The 22958-nt window shown below is 25.3% G+C and carries 21 protein-coding genes and 1 tRNA gene; 8 read left to right on the top strand and 14 right to left on the bottom strand.

From position 1 onward, the window contains the following. Window positions 1-43: 43 nt before the first annotated feature. The 9 genes from NQ543_RS02310 to NQ543_RS02270 all read right to left on the bottom strand — a co-directional run bounded on the left by NQ543_RS02310 (window position 44) and on the right by NQ543_RS02270 (window position 9242). On the bottom strand, window positions 44-811 hold the full coding sequence (locus NQ543_RS02310; protein WP_039903672.1) for a YdcF family protein: 768 nt from the start codon (window positions 809-811) through the stop codon (window positions 44-46). Window positions 812-1848: 1037 nt separating this feature from the next. After that, window positions 1849-3453 carry an ABC transporter ATP-binding protein gene (locus tag NQ543_RS02305; protein WP_259935719.1) on the bottom strand — a complete coding sequence of 535 codons (1605 nt, stop codon included), beginning with the start codon at window positions 3451-3453 and terminating at the stop codon, window positions 1849-1851. A 55-nt stretch (window positions 3454-3508) separates the two neighbouring features. Continuing rightward, entirely contained in the window at window positions 3509-3940 is a 432-nt protein-coding gene (locus NQ543_RS02300; protein ID WP_004609116.1) for a S24/S26 family peptidase, read from the bottom strand. Between the two features lies 1 nt (window position 3941). After that, window positions 3942-4205, bottom strand: coding sequence for a PqqD family protein (locus NQ543_RS02295; protein WP_004609115.1), 264 nt, complete (start codon window positions 4203-4205; stop codon window positions 3942-3944). Next, the gene (locus NQ543_RS02290; protein ID WP_004609114.1) at window positions 4195-4917 is read right to left on the bottom strand and encodes a hypothetical protein; all 723 of its coding nucleotides are present in this window, start codon (window positions 4915-4917) and stop codon (window positions 4195-4197) included. The genes NQ543_RS02295 and NQ543_RS02290 overlap by 11 nt, the downstream gene beginning before the upstream one ends. Beyond that, window positions 4910-6094: a nucleotidyltransferase domain-containing protein gene (locus NQ543_RS02285; protein WP_039903669.1), complete on the bottom strand. Its 1185-nt coding sequence runs from the start codon at window positions 6092-6094 to the stop codon at window positions 4910-4912. The genes NQ543_RS02290 and NQ543_RS02285 overlap by 8 nt, the downstream gene beginning before the upstream one ends. A 55-nt stretch (window positions 6095-6149) precedes the next feature. Beyond that, window positions 6150-8840 carry a hypothetical protein gene (locus NQ543_RS02280; RefSeq protein WP_004609112.1) on the bottom strand — a complete coding sequence of 897 codons (2691 nt, stop codon included), beginning with the start codon at window positions 8838-8840 and terminating at the stop codon, window positions 6150-6152. A gap of 10 nt (window positions 8841-8850) precedes the next feature. Further along, entirely contained in the window at window positions 8851-9102 is a 252-nt protein-coding gene (locus NQ543_RS02275; RefSeq protein WP_004609111.1) for a hypothetical protein, read from the bottom strand. Between the two features lie 5 nt (window positions 9103-9107). Continuing rightward, window positions 9108-9242 carry a hypothetical protein gene (locus tag NQ543_RS02270; RefSeq protein WP_004609110.1) on the bottom strand — a complete coding sequence of 45 codons (135 nt, stop codon included), beginning with the start codon at window positions 9240-9242 and terminating at the stop codon, window positions 9108-9110. Between the two features lie 518 nt (window positions 9243-9760). On the opposite strand from NQ543_RS02270, the gene NQ543_RS02265 reads away from it, so the two are divergent. From NQ543_RS02265 to NQ543_RS02245, 5 genes are all read left to right on the top strand, one after another. After that, the gene (locus NQ543_RS02265) at window positions 9761-11008 is read left to right on the top strand and encodes a HipA family kinase (RefSeq protein ID WP_039903667.1); all 1248 of its coding nucleotides are present in this window, start codon (window positions 9761-9763) and stop codon (window positions 11006-11008) included. A gap of 304 nt (window positions 11009-11312) precedes the next feature. Further along, the gene (locus NQ543_RS02260; RefSeq protein ID WP_259935505.1) at window positions 11313-11447 is read left to right on the top strand and encodes a hypothetical protein; all 135 of its coding nucleotides are present in this window, start codon (window positions 11313-11315) and stop codon (window positions 11445-11447) included. Window positions 11448-12250: 803 nt separating this feature from the next. Continuing rightward, window positions 12251-12856: a hypothetical protein gene (locus NQ543_RS02255; RefSeq protein ID WP_004609106.1), complete on the top strand. Its 606-nt coding sequence runs from the start codon at window positions 12251-12253 to the stop codon at window positions 12854-12856. A gap of 50 nt (window positions 12857-12906) precedes the next feature. Next, on the top strand, window positions 12907-13116 hold the full coding sequence (locus NQ543_RS02250; RefSeq protein ID WP_039903666.1) for a hypothetical protein: 210 nt from the start codon (window positions 12907-12909) through the stop codon (window positions 13114-13116). Between the two features lie 797 nt (window positions 13117-13913). Continuing rightward, window positions 13914-14147: a hypothetical protein gene (locus tag NQ543_RS02245; RefSeq protein WP_004609103.1), complete on the top strand. Its 234-nt coding sequence runs from the start codon at window positions 13914-13916 to the stop codon at window positions 14145-14147. 353 nt (window positions 14148-14500) lie between these two features. Here the strand turns inward: NQ543_RS02245 and NQ543_RS02240 are convergent, their stop codons facing one another. From NQ543_RS02240 to NQ543_RS02225, 4 genes are all read right to left on the bottom strand, one after another. After that, the gene (locus NQ543_RS02240) at window positions 14501-14914 is read right to left on the bottom strand and encodes a hypothetical protein (protein ID WP_039903665.1); all 414 of its coding nucleotides are present in this window, start codon (window positions 14912-14914) and stop codon (window positions 14501-14503) included. 39 nt (window positions 14915-14953) lie between these two features. Then, window positions 14954-15349 (bottom strand): hypothetical protein, encoded by a 396-nt coding sequence (locus NQ543_RS02235; RefSeq protein WP_004609101.1) that lies wholly within the window; start codon window positions 15347-15349, stop codon window positions 14954-14956. A gap of 516 nt (window positions 15350-15865) precedes the next feature. After that, complete coding sequence (locus NQ543_RS02230) at window positions 15866-16450, bottom strand: helix-turn-helix domain-containing protein (RefSeq protein WP_004609098.1); 585 nt, start codon at window positions 16448-16450, stop codon at window positions 15866-15868. A gap of 460 nt (window positions 16451-16910) precedes the next feature. Further along, entirely contained in the window at window positions 16911-20540 is a 3630-nt protein-coding gene (locus tag NQ543_RS02225) for a YobI family P-loop NTPase (RefSeq protein ID WP_004609097.1), read from the bottom strand. A gap of 259 nt (window positions 20541-20799) precedes the next feature. Between NQ543_RS02225 and NQ543_RS02220 the strand changes: the two genes are divergently transcribed. The 3 genes from NQ543_RS02220 to NQ543_RS02210 all read left to right on the top strand — a co-directional run bounded on the left by NQ543_RS02220 (window position 20800) and on the right by NQ543_RS02210 (window position 22300). After that, complete coding sequence (locus tag NQ543_RS02220) at window positions 20800-21201, top strand: recombinase family protein (protein ID WP_004609096.1); 402 nt, start codon at window positions 20800-20802, stop codon at window positions 21199-21201. A 140-nt stretch (window positions 21202-21341) separates the two neighbouring features. Continuing rightward, a complete protein-coding gene (locus tag NQ543_RS02215; RefSeq protein WP_083784269.1) occupies window positions 21342-21911 on the top strand; it encodes a recombinase family protein in 570 nt (189 codons plus the stop codon). A gap of 56 nt (window positions 21912-21967) precedes the next feature. Further along, window positions 21968-22300 carry a hypothetical protein gene (locus tag NQ543_RS02210; RefSeq protein WP_148344877.1) on the top strand — a complete coding sequence of 111 codons (333 nt, stop codon included), beginning with the start codon at window positions 21968-21970 and terminating at the stop codon, window positions 22298-22300. 510 nt (window positions 22301-22810) lie between these two features. Here NQ543_RS02210 and NQ543_RS02205 read toward each other — a convergent pair. Further along, a tRNA-His gene (locus NQ543_RS02205) sits at window positions 22811-22886 on the bottom strand. Window positions 22887-22958: the final 72 nt, after the last annotated feature.

Here is a 22958-nt window from a genome sequence, read left to right as displayed (position 1 = left end):
TCATCCTTATCATAATTTTTAAAAATAATTAAAAATTTAGCATTTACGAGAATATTATATCTTTTAAACATCCAAAAAATTCTCTTATATAATAATGAGGAATTAATACTTTTTGTTGTTTGGCACTATATGTATAAGCAGTTAAATTGCTTTTATTTGCTAGTAATTTACTTCGATAACAATGGAAGTTGTTTGTGATAATGGTAACAGTGTATTTTTCTTTTTTTAATGAATCCATAATTTTTTTACTATAAATAATATTTTCTTTTGCATATGTACTTTTATTTTCTTCAATAATTGAGTTGTTATTTATGCCTTTATCAATTAAATATTGTTTCATTGCTTTAGCTTCGCTAATGTTTTCGCCATTACCTTGACCACCACTTACTATAATTGTTGTTTCAGGAAATTGTTGATAATATTCTAATGTTGCATCAAGTCGGTATTTTAATGATGTAGAGGGAACTGCACCATTTAATTTTGCTCCTAAAACAATTACAAAATCTGTTTGTTTACAATAAGAATTATTTGCCTCATTAATAATTAGTCTTTCAATTATGATGAATAATATTATAGATATACATATTATACCTTTAATTATATAATTTATTATTTTAGGTAACTTTGATAAGATACTTGTTTTGTTTTTTAATTCATAGTAACTATATAAAATACAAATACATGCAAATATTAAATATAAAATATAACTAGTGATAAATCGTGAGTTTAATATTAGTAAGATAAAATAGCTTATTGAAGATATAGCTAATGTTATTAAAATATAATCAAAAATTTTATTATTAGGTTTCATTTTGTACTCCTTATCCATAAATAATATATCCTATATCACATCAAAAAATAAAAGCAAATATAAAATTACTAATAAACCCTAATTATTATAAAGTTATTGATCGTAATAAAACTAATAATTCATTTTCTATGATTCCAAATGTATCAATATCAAAATAAATATTTTGATACTTAAAAGTTACCAACCATATAACTTTGAGTATCCATACAAATCATTAATTTAAAATTATTTATTTTTACCAATTTTTGTAAATAACTTTCTTAGCATTAAGCTACATCAAAAAGGCTATTTTTAAATCTTGTAATTGTTGTTTTGATATACATAATCATCATAATTCTTACTTCTTTTAATGTATGTATTGGAACTTCTTTTTAATTTATATTCTTTTAGTATCGAAATATTTCCGATAAATTTCTCAGATTAATTATCTATTGCAACTAATTTTACATCAATATCTATTTTTTGAAATAGATTAGATAAATTATTATTTAATAAAAATCCTTTCTAATGCAAAAATCAAACAAAAAGATAATATAGTAAAGTTTTATTTTTTGATATTAAAAAATCTCTAAATTAAGTAATAAATAAATTTGAAAACAAATTTAACTTAAAAAGAGATTCTATATATGAATTGTAACCATTTCAAAAACAAAGAATATAACAAATCAGACATAAATTCCAGGAACTGATATTTTAAAAAATTTTAATGTTTCTAAAACACAGTACTTTAAAAATATTGAATTTGATAAATTCATCAAATTTAATAATAATATCATAACAATTTGAACAATTAAATAATGTATAATTAATACGAAAAAATCAAACTCATATAATAATTGTAATATTAAGATATTGAAAATTTATTTAAAGAAATGAAAAATACAATTAACGTAAAATATTGTATTTCAAATATAAAAATGTTGATGGACAATTATATGCTTTACCATCACTTATTTAAACATAATACACAAGATAATTTTTAATTTATCTACATAAAAAAGAGCAGAAAATATGCATATTATTGAATTTTTCACACTTTATTCATTATAGTCCAAAGTTATCTTTCTTGGTTCAATTTTAAGCACCCCATCACACGCCATTATAGCTGCTTGACGGTGTGAAATGCAAAGTACCGTTTTTTTATGATATTCTCTTAAATTTTTTAATAAACGATATTCTGTTTCAGCATCTAAGGATGATGTACACTCATCTAACAATAAAATTGGTGCTTCACTTAATAAGGCTCTAGCGATTGCTATTCGTTGATTTTGTCCTTGGGATAATCCACTACCATGTTCCTTTAATTCAGTTTCAATGCCACATTTTAATTTCTCTAAAACACTATCTAAACAGCTAATTCTAATAACTTCTTTTAACTGAGCTTCAGTAGCTCTTGGATTTCCAAACATAATATTATCTTTAATAGTTCCTGATAAAATTAAATTTCCTTGGGGTACATATGCAAAAAGAGAACGCGTACTAGCATCTAATTTAATTTTTTTATCTTTTAATCGCCAATAAATATCCCCACTATTAACTTGATATAAACCCAATAACAAATGAAACAATGTAGTTTTTCCTTGTCCAGATTCACCTACGATTGCCATCACTGCTCCTTGTTTAATTCTTATATTTATTTTTTCAAAAACAACTTTATCTTTATAAGCAAATGAACAATTAATAAAATCAATACTTTCAAATTTTTCATAAAACTCATCAATTATAACATTTGAATGCTGTCTATCTTCATTTTTAAGATTTTCAATTTCTCTCAATCTTTGTGCTGATGCAATCATACTTTCATATTGGGGTAATAAACCTGAAACATTTCGAAACGGACCTTTTATTTGGTTCAAAATTTGAAGAAATGCCATCAACGTCCCAAATGTTAATACCCCCTTAGAGATTTGTAATGCTCCATAACTTAATGTCACATAATAACCAGTTGACATTATAATATAAATACCCGTTGAAGCTAAGTTACTGATTGTATTTTGTTTAACTTTTGCACGAAAATATTGTTCCTGTTTTAATACCAACTGCTCTTTTATCAAATCTTCATTATTATATGATTTTACAACAATAACATTATCTAAACATTCCTGCATAAAAGAACGGACAATTCCTCCTGTATGTTGAATCTGTTTGTGTAAATATCTAAATTTAAGACTATAAATTCTTCCTAAAACAATTACTAATAGACCCGCTAATAAAATTCCTAAAGTTAAATTTTTATCCATATAAAATAGTACGCCTAAACCTGCAATAATTTTAGTAAATAAAGAAATAACTTGTGGAATAAATGATATTAAGCCTGCTACAACAAACTCAATATCACTAGTAAAACGATTCATTAATTCTCCTGTATGAAATTCCAAAATCTCTTCATACTGCTTAGATAATAATTTTAATAGCATATTCTCTTTTAATCTATTTTCAATTTTCACTTGAGCACAAATCCTACAATTACTCGAAACAATATTACATAATGCTTGAAACAATATTACCATTATCAAATATAAACTCATTAAAACAATCGAACCACTTCTATCGCCAGTAGCCAAATCTAATATTTGTTTAGACAATAAGGCAATTAAAATAAAACAAAGCGAAATAAGCATACTATTAAAAGAAAGTAAAATTACCCATCACAAATATTTACCACTATTACCAGTTATCCACTTTAATACGCTAAAATCACTTTCTCGAAACATAAATAAATTGCCTAATCTTTCTATAAATTTTCAATATAACTATAAATACCCTTCTAAGTTTCAATGAATAACACCATACTTTAACATACCATTGATAATATCTATTTGAGCTCTCATAATATTTTTTATCCCTATAAAACCCTGTCATCACAGCTAAAATTTGTTCTTTTTTTATTCCAAGTTCTTTTATAAATTGATTATCACCACACATCACATAACCATTGCTATCAACGTCTATGATTCTATGCAAAATATACTTACCATTATCCCTTTTATATAATACTACATCATATATTTCAGGCTTCAAGTTATTTTCTAATATAACAACATCTCGATTGGGGCGTAATAATGGTAGCATACTTACTCCAACTGGCGCATTAATCAACTTATTTTTTTCTAATAATATTTCTTCCATCTTAAATTAACAAATCATTATCTTTTAGGATTTCAATAAAATCATCAAAATATAAATTAGCTTGTTCAGCTGATAAATCATACTTATCTTGCATTGCTGCTATTACTTCTTCTTTTGTATGTTCAACTTGTAGCATTTCAAAAATAAATGCTCCGGTTTTATTCAATTGAACCATTCCATAAAAATTATTTTCTATACTATTGACCGGAACTGCCACAAAATCTTCAGCTACTTTTCTTACTAAGAAACCCTCTTTAATCTTCATCTTCTATCTCCTCATTCATTTTTTTATACGCTAGCTCTACTGCATCTAAAGAAATATTACATTGCATGCGATATATCGGTATCCTATCTAATAAATCACTAATTAAATCTAATAAATTATTTACCAACAAATTATTACGTGGCAAAATAGTCTGCTGAATTATCAATGCTATTGCCTCTTTACCACTTATTGACCATATTTTATTTTCCAAACCTCTTTCTATCATACATATACCTTTAAGCAATACTTTTCGATTCAAATTTTTATCACTTTTCCCACTAAATGGAGTTCCATAAACGTACCATTTCCCCGCTTCAAATTTTAAAGCAGGTTTATCATCATTGATAATTAATGCTTTATCATACCCAAAATATTCTTGCCATAACTTCGTATGAGTTGATTTTCCTGTACCGCTTGAAGCAGAAAATAAATATGCTTTTCCATCTACTTCAACCGCTGAGGCATGAAGCATAAAACCGTGATATTTTAATAAATATCGATAAAAATAACTACCTGCAAAAATATACTCACACTGAGCTAATGTCAAATGAGGATTTTCTAATAATTTTGTTTGATAAAATGTTTCGTTAAGTTCTAAACAAAAATCATATTTTTCTTCACCTATATATTTATATGGTTCTAACTGTTTTTTCAACAGGTCATAAAATGGAGAATACTCAACGATACAATTTGCAATTTTATATTTAGCCATGAAAATTCTCCCTTTTTAATCCAGCTCTTTTATATATTTTAGCTGTTTCTTTAATCCCTTTCTTTTTAGGCGTAAAAGGTTTTTTTATAATATTTAAAAATTCTTGTCGATTATTTAAAAATTTACTAAATCCTCTTTGAAAATAAGCAAATGGTAACAAAAATGAATATTTTCTTAAATAAGGATATTTCTCTTTCATAAAATCAATTTTTGGAAATGCCAAATGATAACTCATCGATAACATTAAATATAATCTATTTTTTAAAATTTTAATTTCACTTTCACCATCTTTAACAATAGCCAAATTTAAACTATTAATACTAGTACCAAAGGCACCACTTTTAAAAATACAATTCAACAATTCATCATCACGATACCCATCAATTAATTTTTGCAACAAATTTCTAAAACACAATAAACCCGCATGATTCAATTGTTCATCTACAAATTTCCAATCACACTCGTCTTTAAAATTTGCATTAAAAACAATTAAATCAATTATACTTCTTATACCAATACCTCCATAAACAAAATGTTTAGCCATGTGCCCAATCATAAACAAATAATAATCTTCCAAAGACATTTCAAAACAATATTTCTTGTTAGATTTATTTACTACCCGTGAAAATAAATTATTAAAATGTTGATTTAAATAACTATTACTATAACAACTGTAATGCATTTCAACAACAGTTAGTGGTTGCTTTACATAAACATCATGATGAGATCCTGGATATTTTAAATAATATCCTAATTCTTTTAACCCTTGATGCATTTTTTCTTTTTCTTCGCTTTTGAACAATATATCCAAATCAGTTAATAACCGCATATCTTTGGATGGATAATATTGTTTTAAAAAACTTCCTTTTAAAGCAACATTACTAACTTTTAATTGCTCAAATTTCTCTTCAATTTCCTTTAATTCATGATCCTGAATTGTTTGTCTCATTATTCCCTGTTTTCTAGCACAATCAAAAGCTTCAATAATTTGTTTTGGTATGTCTATTTCTTGTTTTAAATAATCAATACCATAAGCAATTAAATTATCAATTTTATGATATTTACATAAATTATAAATTACTTTCCAATTAACCGACTTATCAATAGGAATTTCATCTTGAAGAACAATTGCCTTAGCTAAAGATAAAATATAATATTGTTCATTAATATATCCCATTATTTTCTCCTTGATATAAACAAGAGCCGGTAACAAAGTTACTAGCTCTAAAAAATTACTCAACTACAAATTCTTTTTCAATAACATAATATTTATTATCTTTACGTACAGTAACACTTACTTTATAAGTTCCCCCTTTAGTAAAGGCTGTCCCGATATCAAGATCCCAAGTCATATTATCCGCTAAAAAATAACTTGAAATAAACAACCTTGAAGGTAAGTTTCCACCATTTTTAATCATAGTAAATTTAGCATCACCATCTCCTGTTGAAGGACGATAATCTAAGATATCAACATTTTCTGAAAATTTAATTTTGATATTAGTTGGATACATTGAATCACCAGTCAAAGTAGCCTTTACAGACTCAATTTCAATTGGCCCACTAGGTTTTTGTGGCTCATATTTTGGTAAATTAGTATATTCTAAATAATCTGCATAATTACCTAAATTATCCATAAACAATACAAATACACTTTTATCGCTACCATTAAAACTAATTTCAATTTCATTATTTCCAGCATACATTGATTTTTTTATCGTAGGAACTTTACCACTGATAATATCTGAAACCTTAGGTGTGTTACTTTCATTATTGTATTCACCATTCCAATTGTACGTATTATAATATATTACCCCTGCTTTATCAGAATTAAAAGTTAATGTAAATGTTTTTTCTCCATTTCGAATAACCTTAAAATTTGTAATTTTAGGTGGATTAAACTCTACCTGAAATGATTTTTTAGCAATTGTACCATCACTAAAAGTAATTTTAGCAATATATTGGTTATCCTTATGTCCGTAATTTTCTGGGATAATAATTTTATATACTTTTCCATCTTCACTTACTTTTAACTCTGCTCCTGTTAAAGTTAATTCAGAATCTGAAGGACAAATAAATGAAAAATTTTCTAGTGTTAATTTTTCAGTTGGAGCCTGATTTAAAGTAATTGTGATTGTATTTTTTGGCATCTCACTAACTGCTTCAATCTTATATTTCTTTGATAGATTGATTTCTTCTTGAATAGTTCCATTTATTCTTAATTTATGAACATCTGATGTTCTGCCATCAGTAGCTTCTAAAACATAATATAAGTCATAAGTAATTTGACTTTCTAAACCTTTTAACATCACTTTATTAAAACCTGTTTTTAATTGTTGTGACATTCCTTTTTTTACAATATCCGGAGTAACTTCATCACTACGAGTTATAATTTGCGTAACCCCTGGAATATAAATATAAATCTTTCCTGTCTCATCAACATCATATAAATCTAATTCTGCACGATTTTCTTCAGTACGAGTTACAACTGCATTTGTAACAGTTGGACAATTTACACGATATGAAAATAACTTACTAATAATCTTTCCATCGTCTAATTCAATCGAAAAAGTATAGTAATCATCTTTAGCAAAAACCGATGTAGATAACTCGTATATTTGATTGTCCATTGTTTTTACTGCTAAAATTGTCATGTCTTTTCCACCACGACATAAAATTGACATATCTTCTTTAGTCAAAGCTTTAGCTGTAGGCTTTTCTAAAACAACCTCCATCTTATACATTCCTCGAACATTTACACTCTTAATACTATTTGCAACATATTCATCAATATTAACTTGATTTTTATCACCATTTTCTACTTTTACAAACGAACCCTCACCTGTAATTACATTATTAGTTGCAGTATTTGCAAAAACTAAATTATCAATTACGCTATCAACCTTAATTTGAGCATTCATTCCATTAACAATTACTTTATTTACCGGTGATGCTAAAGTAACACGTACATCGTTATTAATATTTAATTCACCAATCTTACTATCACCGATAATGTTTATATTATCTAATGCATTTATAATTTCTACTCCAGTTTTATTAACTAAATTTAAAGTAATATTATTGTCTGTACGCATTTTATTATTGATAATATTAATTTTACCTAAAAGCGTCGCATCAACATTAATTGTATAAGAACCATTACTATCTATTACCAATTCATCAATTTTTATATCTCGTAAATTAACATCTTGACTAACACTACTACCAATAATTACTTTTTTATAATTACGTATCTTTCCATTTGATCCATTTGTAATTGTTGAATTAGTATCAGTTATTGAATAATCAGCCGCATTATAAGAACCTCTAGCTTTATCACAAGCATCCATAACGTTAGTTTTAACAAATTGACGTTGCGCTGGTGCTATATCAAGTGAAGAAGCCATATCTTTAGCTACCTGATAACCAGATTGTGATAAAATATCTCCATAAATATAATGGCCGTCAACTTTTAAATACGCTCTTACCGCATATCTAGTATTAAAACCGGCTCCTGAAATTCCTGTCAATACACCTGTAAAAGTAATTCGATTACTTTCGATACTCCAATCACGTAAAGCCGGAATCGCAAGAACATTATAATTTTTACCACTATATTTAAATGTTTTTCCAAATTCTAAATCATTATTTAATTGATTCGCCTCATATACAGTAGCCGGAACTGCAATAATTCCATACTCATAATCTTTATTTTGATTGTCTAATTGTTCAATATACTTTTCATTAATTGAAGCAATTATACGTAAACCAAGCTTCCCATCTGTTCTAATTTCCATCGATTCAGTATAAATCTCCGGACGCAACACAGCACTTTCATCTTGCGCCATTAAAATACTAAAATTACTTAAAATAAGCCCTGCTATAATTAAAATACTTATATAAATTTTTTTAATTTTCCAATTCATCTTCTTTCCTCTATTCTACAAAATCCCAAGGGATATCAGCTTCATTATCTTTTTCACTGTTATCTTCCTCATTTACTTCTTTTGACGTATTTCCCTGATTCGTTGACTGATTAAAATCAGTCTCTTGACTAGCAGGGATAGCTTCACTATGGTTTATTTTTGTACTCGAATCATTTTTTCCTTTATAAAACCATACTATCCCAGCTATTAAAATCACTACTAATAATAAAACTAAAATAAATAATTTATATTTCTTTTTCATTTTTACTATATTTCCTGGTCTCCCCAATCTCCAACATCACCATCATTGTCTAATCCACTCATTAATAGAAGATCTTCCGTATTAAATGTAATTACTTCAATTTTTGGCGTTTCATAAATTTCTTTCATTATACTTTTCATATTCCTTTCATAATTATTTATTTCAACTAAGAAATTTTTAAATTTTGATAAAGGTTATCTATGGCTACACTATTATCACATTAAAAACTTCTACTTTTAGAAATATCGTAATTATTTTAAAATTGCAATTAAAATACAAAAAAATCACCAAAAATATATTCCAGTGAAAATCAAATTAAACTAACATATATTATTTCAATAAATTTTAAGAAAACAAATAAATATTATATAACTTTATTTAACAAAACACGCTGAGGCACAAAATTCATTATATGAGCATTTTGATAACAAATTAAATGCAATACTTAGCAAAATTGCCAAGTGAAAAACCAATATATCTATTTATAGCCCTATTTAACAATTTTGCCAAGTAGGCGCCTTATTCAGCTTCGCTGAAGCATTAAAAGTAAAAAGATTGTTATGGTTAATAACTGCTGACAAAATAATGCAGAAAATAAATTACCTAACAACTCATATCATGATATAATAAGAAAAAATCAAGAAAGGTGTTTATATCGATGAAATGTTATTTAATGAATCAAAATAAAAAAATAACTTACATGGAATATGATGAAGACAGTAATACTATCTCCCATATCTATGAAATTATTAATATTGATTATTCCCCTTTATCTTTATATAACGCTTATAAAGATAAATCTAAAAATTTGAAAAAAGAACTAAACAATTGGTTTAGGGGAAGGGGCATTCCTTCTTGGAGAAAAGATATAGAAAGACTATTGGAACGTCTAAATATTTCTTCAACTAATGAAATATTAAATAAAGCTTATGCTCTATCATTAAGCGACCAATACTGGATAAAACCTGAAAATGAAAATATTAATTGGGAAGATATAAACTTCTTCAATAATGATTTTAAATACAAAGGATATTTAATGGTATCTTTAAGTTCATCTCAAAATATTAAACCAGAGATATATTCTCCAAATAATACAACAGATGGTATGCTCCAAAAGGCATGGGTAATAGAAGGTAAAAATAGAATACTAGTTAAAAGTACTTACACTGCAAGTAGACAAGAGCCAATTAATGAATGGCTTGCATCTGCCATATGTGAAAGATTAGGATTTGAACATTGTCATTACGATATCGATATTATCGATAATAAAATAGTGTCCAAGTGCATTAACTTTATAAAAGATGATGAAGAGATAATAACTGCCATTGATGTTTACAAGTCAAAAAAGAAAGAAAACCATATTAGTGACTTTGAGCATTACATTCAAATATTAGAAGAACATAATGTTCCTAATGCAAGGCAAGAAATTGAAAATATGTTTTTTCTTGATAGCTTAATTTTAAATAAAGATAGACATATGAAAAATTATGGAATAATCAGAAACGTAAAGACGTTAGAATGGTCTAAAGTAGTACCGATTTTTGATAATGGACAATCGATGCAATGCGAAAAATTAACATATGAAATTGACTTTACTAATGACTATGGTAAATTTTTTTCAAATGTAAATAAAAGCTTTAATGATTATCTCAATTATATACAAGATCCTTCTAGATTTAATTTAAATAAACTAGATGGTATTGTTATTGAGTTCAAAGAAAAATTAAAAAAATATCAAATGTATACAGATATGAATTCCGAACGAATAGATAAATTGTCAATTGAATTTGAAAAAAGAATAGAACAAATGAGTATAATGATTGATAACATAATCAAGAAAAGAAACTTACATAAGTCTAGTGAATTTGTAGAAATAAATACAGATATTGATGAAATGGAAATTTAAAAAAGAAGCTTAGCTCAATGTCATTAAGTTAAAAGAATGGTATTTTAACCAGAAGTTATATAAAGCAGATATAATCTTCTGGTTTTTAATTTGTAGAAGCTGTCATAATTGTATTTATCAAGTTCTTTGGAACCAGGATCTATTTTTAATGTTTTTACTTTTTGAGGAACTTCATCTAAAATTTTTCCATCTTTTATGAAAACTGTTTCAGGAAGTTCTTCTTTAAAAATATCTTTTATTCTAACAATAATATTCTGAAGCAGATGAAATCTGCCAACTATCTGTGTACCAAGAGGTATATGAAATGAGCATTAAAGAACTTATGAAAACAAAAGATCGTCCTAGATTTTTTGCAATTGCTAAAATTAATATAAAAGACATGGATAAACGAATTGATCATGTAAAAAAAAATGAAATACACTCTTTTTTCAATATATGACGGTACTCATAAAAAGAATGGCCAAAAAACAAAATTTCCAAAAGCAGTTAAAGACAATAAAAGAAAATTAGATGTTGAAAAGACACATAAAAAGAAAGAACGTACTATACAGTGAATAAAAATCAAGGCATGAATTCTATTACTAAAATTAGAATTCATGTTTTTTTTATTAATATTAATTTTTTTATTAACAACTTTAATGAGTAGTTAATTTTTACATTTATGATGGATCACGATTATGATCTTTTAATGTTTATCCTACACACACATCTTCTAGAAGGAACTCCATAAAACTTTATTTCGAATAACGACTCTATTTTAACACCCATAGACATTTCACTATCATTAATTTTATTTTTTCCTTATTAGTTATTTCATAATTACATTCAGTAATTCTACAACCATTAAAAATTATTTACTTTTCAATACTTTCTCCTTGTTTTTATATATATTTGATCACAATTATATTCATTAATTTGTATATATGTAACTTGCTTTTAGTCATTTGATGCAATTTTTATTATTTTAACAATTATCAATAATAACAATAAAAAAGCATCTCATTATATTATAGCATATTAATTTACTGTATAAAATATTATTCATTGATATGGGATAATTTACTTATTTTCAAGGATAACTTGTTTATAAAAAAAGTTTTATAACTTTATACTTAATAGTATAATATAATTAAGAAAGGTAAGGAAATAATATATGATAATACAATTGAGATAGACATATTCCTATTTCATACACTGTCCTTGATAAATTGTAAATAAACAAATAAAGAGAGGACAATATTTATGAAAAAATTTTTAACTACATTAGTTGTATTTGCATTAACTTTAATTTCTTTTTATCCACAAGTAGTACTTGCTGCTAGTGATGATGAATTATTATTCAATATATTTATTCAAACAATAAATGAGGTTGAAAATAAAGAAATCACCCTTGATACAGTGGAAAGTTATTTTATAGAAGATGATATAGCAACGATAATAATATCAAATGGAAATGATGGAGTAATAGTATATCAAACACCAATAAATAATGAAAATGTAATATATGAGGAATTAAAATCTTTACCTGCAGGTATGACAGAATTAAATGAATTAAGTCTTGAATCACAAAATAGTATTTGGCCTGTGATAAAAGCGATTTGGGGAATAATAAAAGTGGTAAAAACGGTAGTTGAAACTACTAAAATGGTATGTAAAATGGTGGAATATGGTAGTGGTGAGGATGTTTGTTCTACGCGATCAAAAGAAATATTAAATTCTCTTCAACCAAATATAAAGTATAAAGCAGAGTCGTTTTTACATAAAAATCCTAATTGTCTTCCTGCACATTCACAACAATGTAACACATATCCTAATGTATATTGGAAAACAGTAACAACTAGGGTTTAAATTATAATGCACACTAATATTTAGACTATATTTAAAAGGTGGAGTATTTAGTGAAAAAAAATTTTATAAACAAAAAAATTATTATTGAATTGATAATAGATATTGTATTTTTGTTATTAATCTTTTATATAGACAATGAGATGGATATATTTTTTATTGTTTTTATAATAGTAGATTTAATTAAAATAATTCATTCTATTTCCTCTACAATTAAATTAACTAAATTAACAGAAAATATGGACAGTTTAGATGAAGATTAAATATTTATGAATAAAAAATAACAAATATCTAAAATTGAATTATCAAGTATTTGCATAATTAATATATGCTTACTAATGGTCTATCACAATTATTATTATAAAAATTAGCATTATATATAATTATCATGGTTTTATCTAATAATCATTAATTATAGAAAAATGCAATAAGAAAGTCGAAGATAAATAATATTTCTTCGACTTTACAAATTTAAATAACGAAAATAATTGAAGAAAACTAAGTCAGTAGAGTAAAATGTTTCATTTGTTTTAAATATGTATTATATGGTTAAGAGTGTTTTTATAATTATATATTTTACTGGCTATTAATAATATTTAATTAGTTTTGTTAAATAATTTTTTAAATAGAATACATAGCAATTTCGATTGTGCCAATATAATTTTTTAACATTTAAATTCTTTAAACTATTTTAATCTGAAGAAACTTGTAATTCATCTTATATCTCCAAATCTTGTGATGTGTAATTATCTTCAGTTAAAGGATAAAATAAAATGCCTGCAGGAATAATCGTTTTTAATGATTATTTGTACCTTAGAATTGCAAAAGGAAAGGAAGATTGAGTTAATATGAAGAAAAAAAAGATAATACTTATATCCATAAGTATAGCGATTATATTCTTTTTATTTGGAATACACTATACTAAAATAAATAAAGCAGATCAAACAGAAATAATTAATATTGATAACATAAAGACGGTAAAGCAAATTTTTAATACTAATAAAAAATATATAATACAGTTTTCAAAAAAAAATTTCTATTTTGTGAAAAACTGGAGAAAGTGGAAGAAAAATTAAAATTTACTGGAAAAATTTCATTTTATAAATATACACTAACAGATAAAGGAGGATTAGAAGAATTTTCTGAACTAAAAAAACTCTTTCCAAAATTAGAATATGCTCCTTCAATATATTATGTAGAGAATGGTAAAGTAGTTGATGAACTAATTATTGCAGACTGGGAAAATTGTGAAATGGAAATACAAACATGGTTAGAAAAATTGAACGCCATATAAAATTAAATAAATAAAAAAGAAATAATTTTATATTTTTAAATTTAAACCTAGGATTCTAGGTTTTTTATTTAATTTATAGAAAGTAAAATATTATGGAAATATTTCCATAATATAATAAAAGACTGAATTCATCAGTGAGTATATTGTAAAAATAAAACCATAAGGACACCTTTAAATTAAAGGTGCCTAAAAAGTACAGAATATGAATTCTATTTAATAGAATTCATGCCTTTTTTATCTACTACACAAAATAAATTTATATAAAATTATAACCTTAAGCTTTTTAAATTTAACCACATCATACACTATTATACCTTTCATGAAAAGTTATAAAATCATCATTTCATTTATTTTTATATTATAGCTAAGGATGTTGCCAATTCATGAATTGTTTTGTAATCTATTTTTTTGTCGCAATAACATGCAATACATTTTCCCACTCCCGGAGGAAACACCAATTCAACTTTACTGTAAAATCCTTTTTTTAAATATAAATTTCCATAAATAATATCATTAGTTTCATTTTGTCTATATGTAGAAATAACTACTGTACCTTGAACTTCACTAGAATTTTTATAAAATTCTTTGAATGTAATACAGTTAAGTCCAAAATATTGTAATATATTTAATACGCTTTTACAACTATATGGTATATCGCTATATTTTTTTAATTGAACATTTCTAGGCATGAACGATGCATGATGATCACCTCTATTTAGCTTTGGATTATCACACTTTTCAAATTCTATTTTTTTCAATTCAACCAATTGCTTATCCTTTATTGATAACAAATCACTGGGAGATACCTAAAAATATTCTTTATGAAATTCTGTTAAACTACATGAACAGCTTAATTCCAATTTAAAACCACACTTTTGAGTTTTATTTACATCACCTACTAATACTTTAGTCGCATCTTTTAATCCACATTTATAACATGATGATATCATTATGCTCAGCAATTCATAATAAGAATCTTCAAGGTCTGGATAACATTGAAAATCTTGATCGCCTGAACACTCCTCTATGTCCTCTGGAATCCAAGCATTAGTTAAACTATTTGAAAAATTCTGATTTAGTTGAACTACAGTTTGTTTTAATATTGAATTAGAAAGTGTAGATACATCTATTGGAAAGGGAAAAATTGCTCGATTTTTTATTTTTTCTAATAATTTAATAAAAATTTTATATCTAATTTTCAATTATTCGCATAAATACTATACTTTCAAGCATTTTGAAGTACATCTAAACACTCATTTTACCACGAATTTACCACGATTGAACAGGCCTTGATATGATAATAAAACAACACTAAAAAACAGTCAATCCTAGGACTAACTGCTTTATGTATATAGATATTAAATTTTGTTAGAATCTATCAGCGCCCTAAATTTTAAATACTAATATAGCTTTATCTGCTCCGATCATAGACATAGTTACTAATTTATATCCTTTTTCAGCATTTCCTCTGATTTTTTCTCAATAACTTTTGCTAAATCTTCTACACCAGTAGAACATTCTACAACAATTGATTTATAAACTAAATTGAACATTTTATCCACCACCTTATTTGATTTTAGAGCAAATAGAATTTACTATTGTCTCTTTTCTTCTTTTTTATTCTTTCTATCCCACCAAGTACCTGCTAATGAACAACTTCCTCCCATAACTATAAAGGCAATCATAATAAGCCAAAATTCCACGATTTTTCCTCCCATTTAATTTATTAAATGCTGACAAATAAAAATTACAACAAAACATATAATAAGTGCTACACCTGCAATGAATGCAAATATGATTTTTTGATAATTTCTTTTTCCTATTTCTTGTTGTGTTTCATCATGTGTTAATTGTTTTCCGTCAATAAATGCCAGAATTTCTTTATAAGTTTGAATGTCATAGCTCTTTTTGAATTTTTCAATCTTACTTGCCGTATATAGCGTTATTGCAAACAAGCATAACCAGATAACAATTCCTATATTTCCCTTAATACTAAATAAAGGATAGGCACTCACGGCTATAACTATCAATTCAATTAAGAAAACTACACTTATCACATTAAACTTTTTAATTGTTGATTTTTCTATAATCTCCCTCATCTCCTTTATATCTCCTCTTATAAAATCATCTAAAGACACATTGAAGATATTAGATAAAGTAATTAAACTTTTAACATCTGGACAACTTTTATTTGTTTCCCAGTTAGAAATTGTTTGTCTTGAAACAAATATTTTAAGAGCCAGCTCTTCTTGAGAAATATTTTGTTGTTCCCTAAATTTCTTGATTTGTGATCCAATATCCATCTTTAATCTTCCCCCTTATTGTATCTGAATATAACTAGTTTGTCTGTCAAAAGCCTTTGACATTACCCTTTTCCCCTTGTCAAAATAGTTTTACATGGTTTAAAATAGGGCTTTTCAACTAATTATACTCAGTTTCATACATAAGTTACAAGAAAAAATAAATGATAAATAAAACAAAGTAAACGATACAGTTATAAATTTATTTAGGAAAACATTTTTACGACATAAAATATTTACATAGATTAATGTGATATTCGTAACATCATATATATTGCTACAAATTTATTGATATATAAAGTTAAATATAAAGGCAATCTAAAATAATGTGGGGTCTCCATGATTTTGATTACCAATTATACCGGGGTGATAATCGCCTCGGTATTTTTAAATATGTACACAATGTCGATTATCTTAACATCTTTACGAAACTCTATTTTGTATTTTACTTGCGCTATAATTATTAATTTTTTTTCTTTGGAGCATGTCTGCGTATTTTGTAATATCCCTCTTTCTGTAAATCCTCTTGATAATCATATAACCACCCCTTTGATACAAACAAATCTAACAATTCTTGATTTTGCAAATCAATTTTAAATCTAGGCCTTTCGTTAGTATTTAAAATTTTTATATAATCTTTTAAATCAAGAATACAAAGAAGTTTTATTGCATTTTCCTTATCTGATGTTAATAACATAGTTTTCAATATATTAAACTTTTCTTCATAACCTAATGCCGAAGATTTAAGTAATTCAATTTTTAACTGATAAGAAACATTTTGGAAGTTTTCTATAATAGTATCAGTTTGATATAATGCATATTTTAAAACAAATGATTTAATACTAGATTCTAAATTATCATACTCTTCAAACAAAGTATACATATCCTGATCATCAAGATTATTCTTTAGTATATATTGTTTTATATCAGTTGAATAATTCTTTTTTAAAATTGAAATAGATTCATTAGAAAATTTTAGTAAAAATAATTTTATACTATCGTCAATATCCCATGTTAAAATTTCAATAAGCTCGTCATATAAAAATAAATCATCATTCATGATTTCTTCATAAATATCAATATTCTTCCTAATAAAATATAATACCGTGTCTGGATAATTATTTCTTAGAAATATTAATGTTTCAGGATTCATTCTAATTATTTTTTCATTTATAAGAATTAAAATTTTATTACGCTCTATTTCTAATATGTTAAATTTTTCATAATAAAAATTCAACGATTTAATGATTTGTTCATACTTTGAATCGTTAAGTTCATTAGCAATAATAATATTTTCAAAAAATTTCTCAAAATTTTCATTTTCGTATTCCTTGCTGATGCTACTAAAATCTATATTTTTATCATTAGAATTAATATAATTTATAAGAGATGAATTTAAACCTTTTTCTAGAAAATAATCCATTAAATTATATTCAGAATAATCGATTACCCTATTTTTTAACAAATCATCCCATATCTCTTTTTCTTCAATTTTTTTAATTTTGGAAATAATATTTTTATACTGGCTAATATAATCTTTTTTACTATCTATATCAATATCCTCAGTATTCAATATTTCAATAGCAGAATTTTCATCATCAGTAAGTTCTCCATTACAATATTCTAAAATAATTTTCGTATATTCATTTATATTCTTTCTGATCATGCAATATAAAGGTGAATTCAAATATTGCCTAATTAAAGAAAAATTTTTATGAATAATATTTTCTTCAGATGAAACTCCATAAATTTTTTTCAACATTAATTCTATATTTTCAAAATTTAAGGTATAAAGAGAATTAGAATATACTTCATTAAATAAATCATTATTAGCAGTTTCAAAATCAATTGTAGTAAAACTTACCCCTAATAATTTGAATTTTAAAATTAATTTGGTATTATCTGGGTTATCAATATTTAAATAATATCTATTATTAGAAATATAATTACATAAGCAGTTATCTATGTTCATATTTTTAATATCCTGGTCTTCAGAATAATATAATGAAAGAAGTGAATATTTTTTTAATTTATCACTACTGATGTAGTTTTCATTTATTGAAATTTCTTTAAAAAAACTTGGCCACATTCTATTCAATGTCTCAATTAATAATGGTAAATTAGATGTTACATCAATATATTTAAAAACAAAATCAAATTTTTTTGTGTTTTGTATATATGATATAAAATGAGATAATTGATTCGAATCAATTTGATTATTTAATACATAATCAATTAATGAAAAATTCAAAATTTCTTTCTCCTCAAAATCTCGAATACGTAAACGCGCAAATACTTTTTGAGGTGCACACAATTTATAAGCAGGATCTTTTGCAATTTTATCAGTTACACTTTGTAAAAATAATTTATCTGTTCTACTCAACCCTTCTTCATAAAAATATGTCATATAATCCGGATACGTTTCATCAATATATCCTTCTCTAATTACATATTTTAATAAGTTAAAATATGTATTAGCCTTTACCTCATTAAAATTTTGAACTTCACCAATTTCATTTATATCAGTAATGCTAAAAATCTCATCAATATTATCCCTTGTAATTATTTCTTGTAATGTATATTCATTTATCTTAGAAATTTCTTTTTCTAATGAATTTATTTCCAATTCAATATCCTTAATCTTATTTTGGGATCTATTTTCAATTGCTTCTTTTCTATTAATATATTCTGTTTTTTCCCATTCAGTTAGTTCATTTTCTGCCTTTTGTCTTTCAGGATAATACATTCTACTAAGCTTACTTCTCTTACTGTCTAATATAATTTTCAATTCTTCAACAGATTCTAAGTTTTCTTTTTTTATGTATTCAATTTTTTTATTTTTCTCAATTATTTGCGACTTAATATTTTCTTTTTGTTCATTAATAAAATCATTCTTATGAGCAAATAACGAATATACAAATCCTTGATTTAACTGTAATTCACTAAAATCTTTTGGAAATAAATTTTTATACGTAATCATTGCCATCATTTTATTATATTTAATGTCTGTTGTATTTAATCTGTAATAATAGATTAAAAATTCATTACATATATTTTTTAACAATCTCATATCATCAACATATAGTGACAAATTTTGTAAAAAATGCTCATCAAATTTATCAAATAAATCATTTTTCTTTAATTGAGATATAAAAATATTATATGAATTTGAGCTATCAATTACCGGTATTACAGGTATGATGAAATCAAAAAATTTTGTCCTATCTTTTGAAATAAAAATATCATCCCTTAGTAAATAAAAAAATCTTAGTACTTTTTCTTTATTTTCTTTTACAAATGATTTATTTACTAGTGTATTAACTTCTCTTAATCGTTCAAAAATTCTATCGGCATCAAATCTATCCATATCTTCGAATACAATAATGTCTGTATCTGCATTTTCAAATAAATACAAAACTTCGTTAAGATATTTATCGAAATATGAATCTTCATTTTCTTCTAAAATTTCTATCTCATTTCCTTGAAAACTAAGTTTCCGTATTAAATTTCTATTTTTTTGTAACTTTAATAAAAAATTCACAAAATAAACCAGCAGTATGATCAATAATATTCCAATGAATAATTTAAAATATGAGTTTAATGTAAGCGATAAAAACTTTTTTATTAAACCTGCATTCATACTAATTATTAAATTCTCCCAATATTTAAAAAAAACAATATAAAATAAAATTATAATAAAAATAGTAATCATTGCCACTTCTATTCTGTTTTTTTTCTTATCGATTTCTTTCTTTACACGAAAATTTGTTTGTTTAATCTTATCAGGTGATATTTGATGTATTAATTGATTTAATATTTTCCCTTCTAAAATAGATTCTTTAATTTTGCTTTCCCTATCGGCATTATCGCTATTTAATGTTTCAAAATGTGATAAAGAAATAAATAAAAACTTTAATTCTTCATGCTTAATTTTATATGACTCCAAAAGACTACTTTTTCCTGAACCATACGCCCCTGAAATAGCAATATTTTTTATATCTGTATCGCTCATTACAAAATCTATTGCTTTTTCATATACTTCTATATCAGCATCATTTATTGGGGTTAATTTTTCAAAATAATATTTAGACATGCTTCCCTCTCCTATTCTTATTCATTATTACATATAGATATATCATTAATTCATCATTAAATAAAATATAATAACTGTATAAATACATACAGTAATTTTACAATAAAAACCATAACCTTTCAATCCAGCTAAAAAATGACTATTATCAATAAAAATATGATTATATTTTAAGAAGCAAATATTGAATCAACTAAATTCTATATACTAAAATAGCTCCTGTTGCTAAAACAGCAATAATATATAGAAAGAGGTAGATAAAATGAAAGCAGTTTATATCAATACTAATATTAATAACATTAATCCATTTTTACGTGATCTAGATGAGCAAAAAAAAGAAATGGAAAAATTTTTATTAAAAAACAAAATTAGCTATGATAACATTACCGAGTTTGCTGAAGAAAATAATTCAGAACAGTTTACACGCAGAAAAAAAGTAAACGATATGCTTAATTTTTTCAGTAATGAAGAAATAAAAGAACTGTATATACTGGATTTAAAAGTAATCGATAGCGATCAGATCTATGCACTAATGATTGTAAACCAACTAAAACAACAGGGTATAAATATCTTCATTAAAAATGCATATAAAATAGCCGGATATGTAAGGGTATCAACTGAAAAACAGACAAAAAAAGGTGTAAGTATCGACACCCAAAAATAACATATATTTAATAAATTGAAATCAATAGAAATTATATCAGATATGAGCGATATATTTTTTTATGTAGATGACGGTTATTCTGGGAAATCTTTAGACAGACCACGTGTAAAAGAAATAATCAATGACATAAAAAAAGAAATATAGTTTTATTTTGTTTATATGATCTGTCCAGATTAAGTAGAGATGTTTCAGATACTAACTGGATGCTGGCTTTAGCAAAAAAATATAATGTAACAGCTCTATCTGTTTATGATGAACTTAGATATAATACCGCGGGTGATCGAATGGGTACTAATATCAAAGCTTCATATAATATGTACGAACGCGAAAGAATTGTAGAAAGAACTAATGATGGTCTTCGACATATATGTTTTGATCAAAAACGATATCCTTGTGGTGGCAAGGCTAGATTTGGCTATTATAGAGGAATAGACAAACAAATTTATATACATGAAGAACATTCCAAACTGTTCATAAAAGCTGTTGAAATGGCAAAAAAACGTTACAGAATTGATAAAATAAGAGATTACTTAAATACTCATCAAAATGAACGTATATTTACAGTTGAAACAGTAAAAGAAATGCTACGCGATGAAAAATACGCAGGCATTTTTATTTACAAAGATATGGTACATTACGATATAGTTCCACCTATTGTAAAACTCGAAGATTTAAAAGAAGCATCTAAACTTATTACCAAAAAAAATTAAAAGATAATAAAAGATATCTGTTTGACGGTATTGTCTTCTGTAAATGCAGTAAAAAAATGAGCTGTACTCACTCTCATGGAAAAAGTAAAAAATACTACTACTATAAATGTTCAAACTGCAACCAAACAATATCACAAACAAAACTGGAAAATAGTGTAATGTATCTTGAAACAGTCAGTACCAGTAAAAATGAAGAAAGTAAAATAAAAAGCGAATACTATAGAATAAAAAACAAAATTACTGAATTAAAAAACGATTACATAAATGAAAAAATTACAACCAATGAATTCTGCAGATGTGCTGTCGTCCTAGAAGAAAAAATAAAAAGTATAAATACATTAATATCCTTATCAAAAGAAAAAATATTAATGAAAAATACGTCGATATGATTACATTAGATGATAAAAAGAAATTTCTGCAAAAAACTTCAAAGAAATAGTTGTTGATCCACAATCAAAAAGAATAGAAAAAATAATTTTCTACTGATAAAGAGGAATAAATTCCTCATATTTATATAAAATAAAAACGCCCAGCAATAAATGCTGGACGAAAATATTACAATTTTTAAAATTTATGTAGCCATACAGTGTCGCCTGTGCTATAATAGTATATAAAAATTCATTTAATAAGAAATTTCATACTGACAATATGAAAATTTCTAGGAATCAGTTAAATGTACTAGATATAACTGTTCAGTAATAACATACCAACACTCAATTGTAATATCAATCGTTACTAAAGTAACTATATTAATAGTATAACTTATAAGTATTGGTAAATCAACAGATAAATTATATCCAGCGCATCAAACTGATGAGTTGGATTTTTATTTATTTGTATTGGATCTAACCAATAACTTATGTGAGCTGTATGCTATGAATTTTTCGATTAAAATAAATTGGGGCGGACGATGGGAATCGAACCCACGCATGCCAGAGCCACAATCTGGTGTGTTAACCACTTCACCACGTCCGCCATATCTTATTTAAGCCTACTTGCCTCAACGCAAGAATGATTATATCCAATATTCTACCAAATGTAAAGAGA

Source organism: Thomasclavelia spiroformis DSM 1552 (assembly GCF_025149465.1).
Lineage (GTDB): Bacteria > Bacillota_I > Bacilli_A > Erysipelotrichales > Coprobacillaceae > Thomasclavelia > Thomasclavelia spiroformis.
This window is presented reverse-complemented; position numbering and strand designations above follow the sequence as displayed.

Coding starts and splice junctions, on each gene's coding strand:
- NQ543_RS02310 (WP_039903672.1), bottom strand. CDS start 811: ATGAAACCTAATAATAAAATTTTTGATTATATTTTAATAACATTAGCT.
- NQ543_RS02300 (WP_004609116.1), bottom strand. CDS start 3,940: ATGGAAGAAATATTATTAGAAAAAAATAAGTTGATTAATGCGCCAGTT.
- NQ543_RS02295 (WP_004609115.1), bottom strand. CDS start 4,205: ATGAAGATTAAAGAGGGTTTCTTAGTAAGAAAAGTAGCTGAAGATTTT.
- NQ543_RS02290 (WP_004609114.1), bottom strand. CDS start 4,917: ATGGCTAAATATAAAATTGCAAATTGTATCGTTGAGTATTCTCCATTT.
- NQ543_RS02285 (WP_039903669.1), bottom strand. CDS start 6,094: ATGGGATATATTAATGAACAATATTATATTTTATCTTTAGCTAAGGCA.
- NQ543_RS02280 (WP_004609112.1), bottom strand. CDS start 8,840: ATGAATTGGAAAATTAAAAAAATTTATATAAGTATTTTAATTATAGCA.
- NQ543_RS02275 (WP_004609111.1), bottom strand. CDS start 9,102: ATGAAAAAGAAATATAAATTATTTATTTTAGTTTTATTATTAGTAGTG.
- NQ543_RS02270 (WP_004609110.1), bottom strand. CDS start 9,242: ATGAAAAGTATAATGAAAGAAATTTATGAAACGCCAAAAATTGAAGTA.
- NQ543_RS02265 (WP_039903667.1), top strand. CDS start 9,761: ATGAAATGTTATTTAATGAATCAAAATAAAAAAATAACTTACATGGAA.
- NQ543_RS02260 (WP_259935505.1), top strand. CDS start 11,313: ATGAGCATTAAAGAACTTATGAAAACAAAAGATCGTCCTAGATTTTTT.
- NQ543_RS02255 (WP_004609106.1), top strand. CDS start 12,251: ATGAAAAAATTTTTAACTACATTAGTTGTATTTGCATTAACTTTAATT.
- NQ543_RS02230 (WP_004609098.1), bottom strand. CDS start 16,450: ATGGATATTGGATCACAAATCAAGAAATTTAGGGAACAACAAAATATT.
- NQ543_RS02225 (WP_004609097.1), bottom strand. CDS start 20,540: ATGTCTAAATATTATTTTGAAAAATTAACCCCAATAAATGATGCTGAT.
- NQ543_RS02220 (WP_004609096.1), top strand. CDS start 20,800: ATGAAAGCAGTTTATATCAATACTAATATTAATAACATTAATCCATTT.
- NQ543_RS02210 (WP_148344877.1), top strand. CDS start 21,968: ATGAGCTGTACTCACTCTCATGGAAAAAGTAAAAAATACTACTACTAT.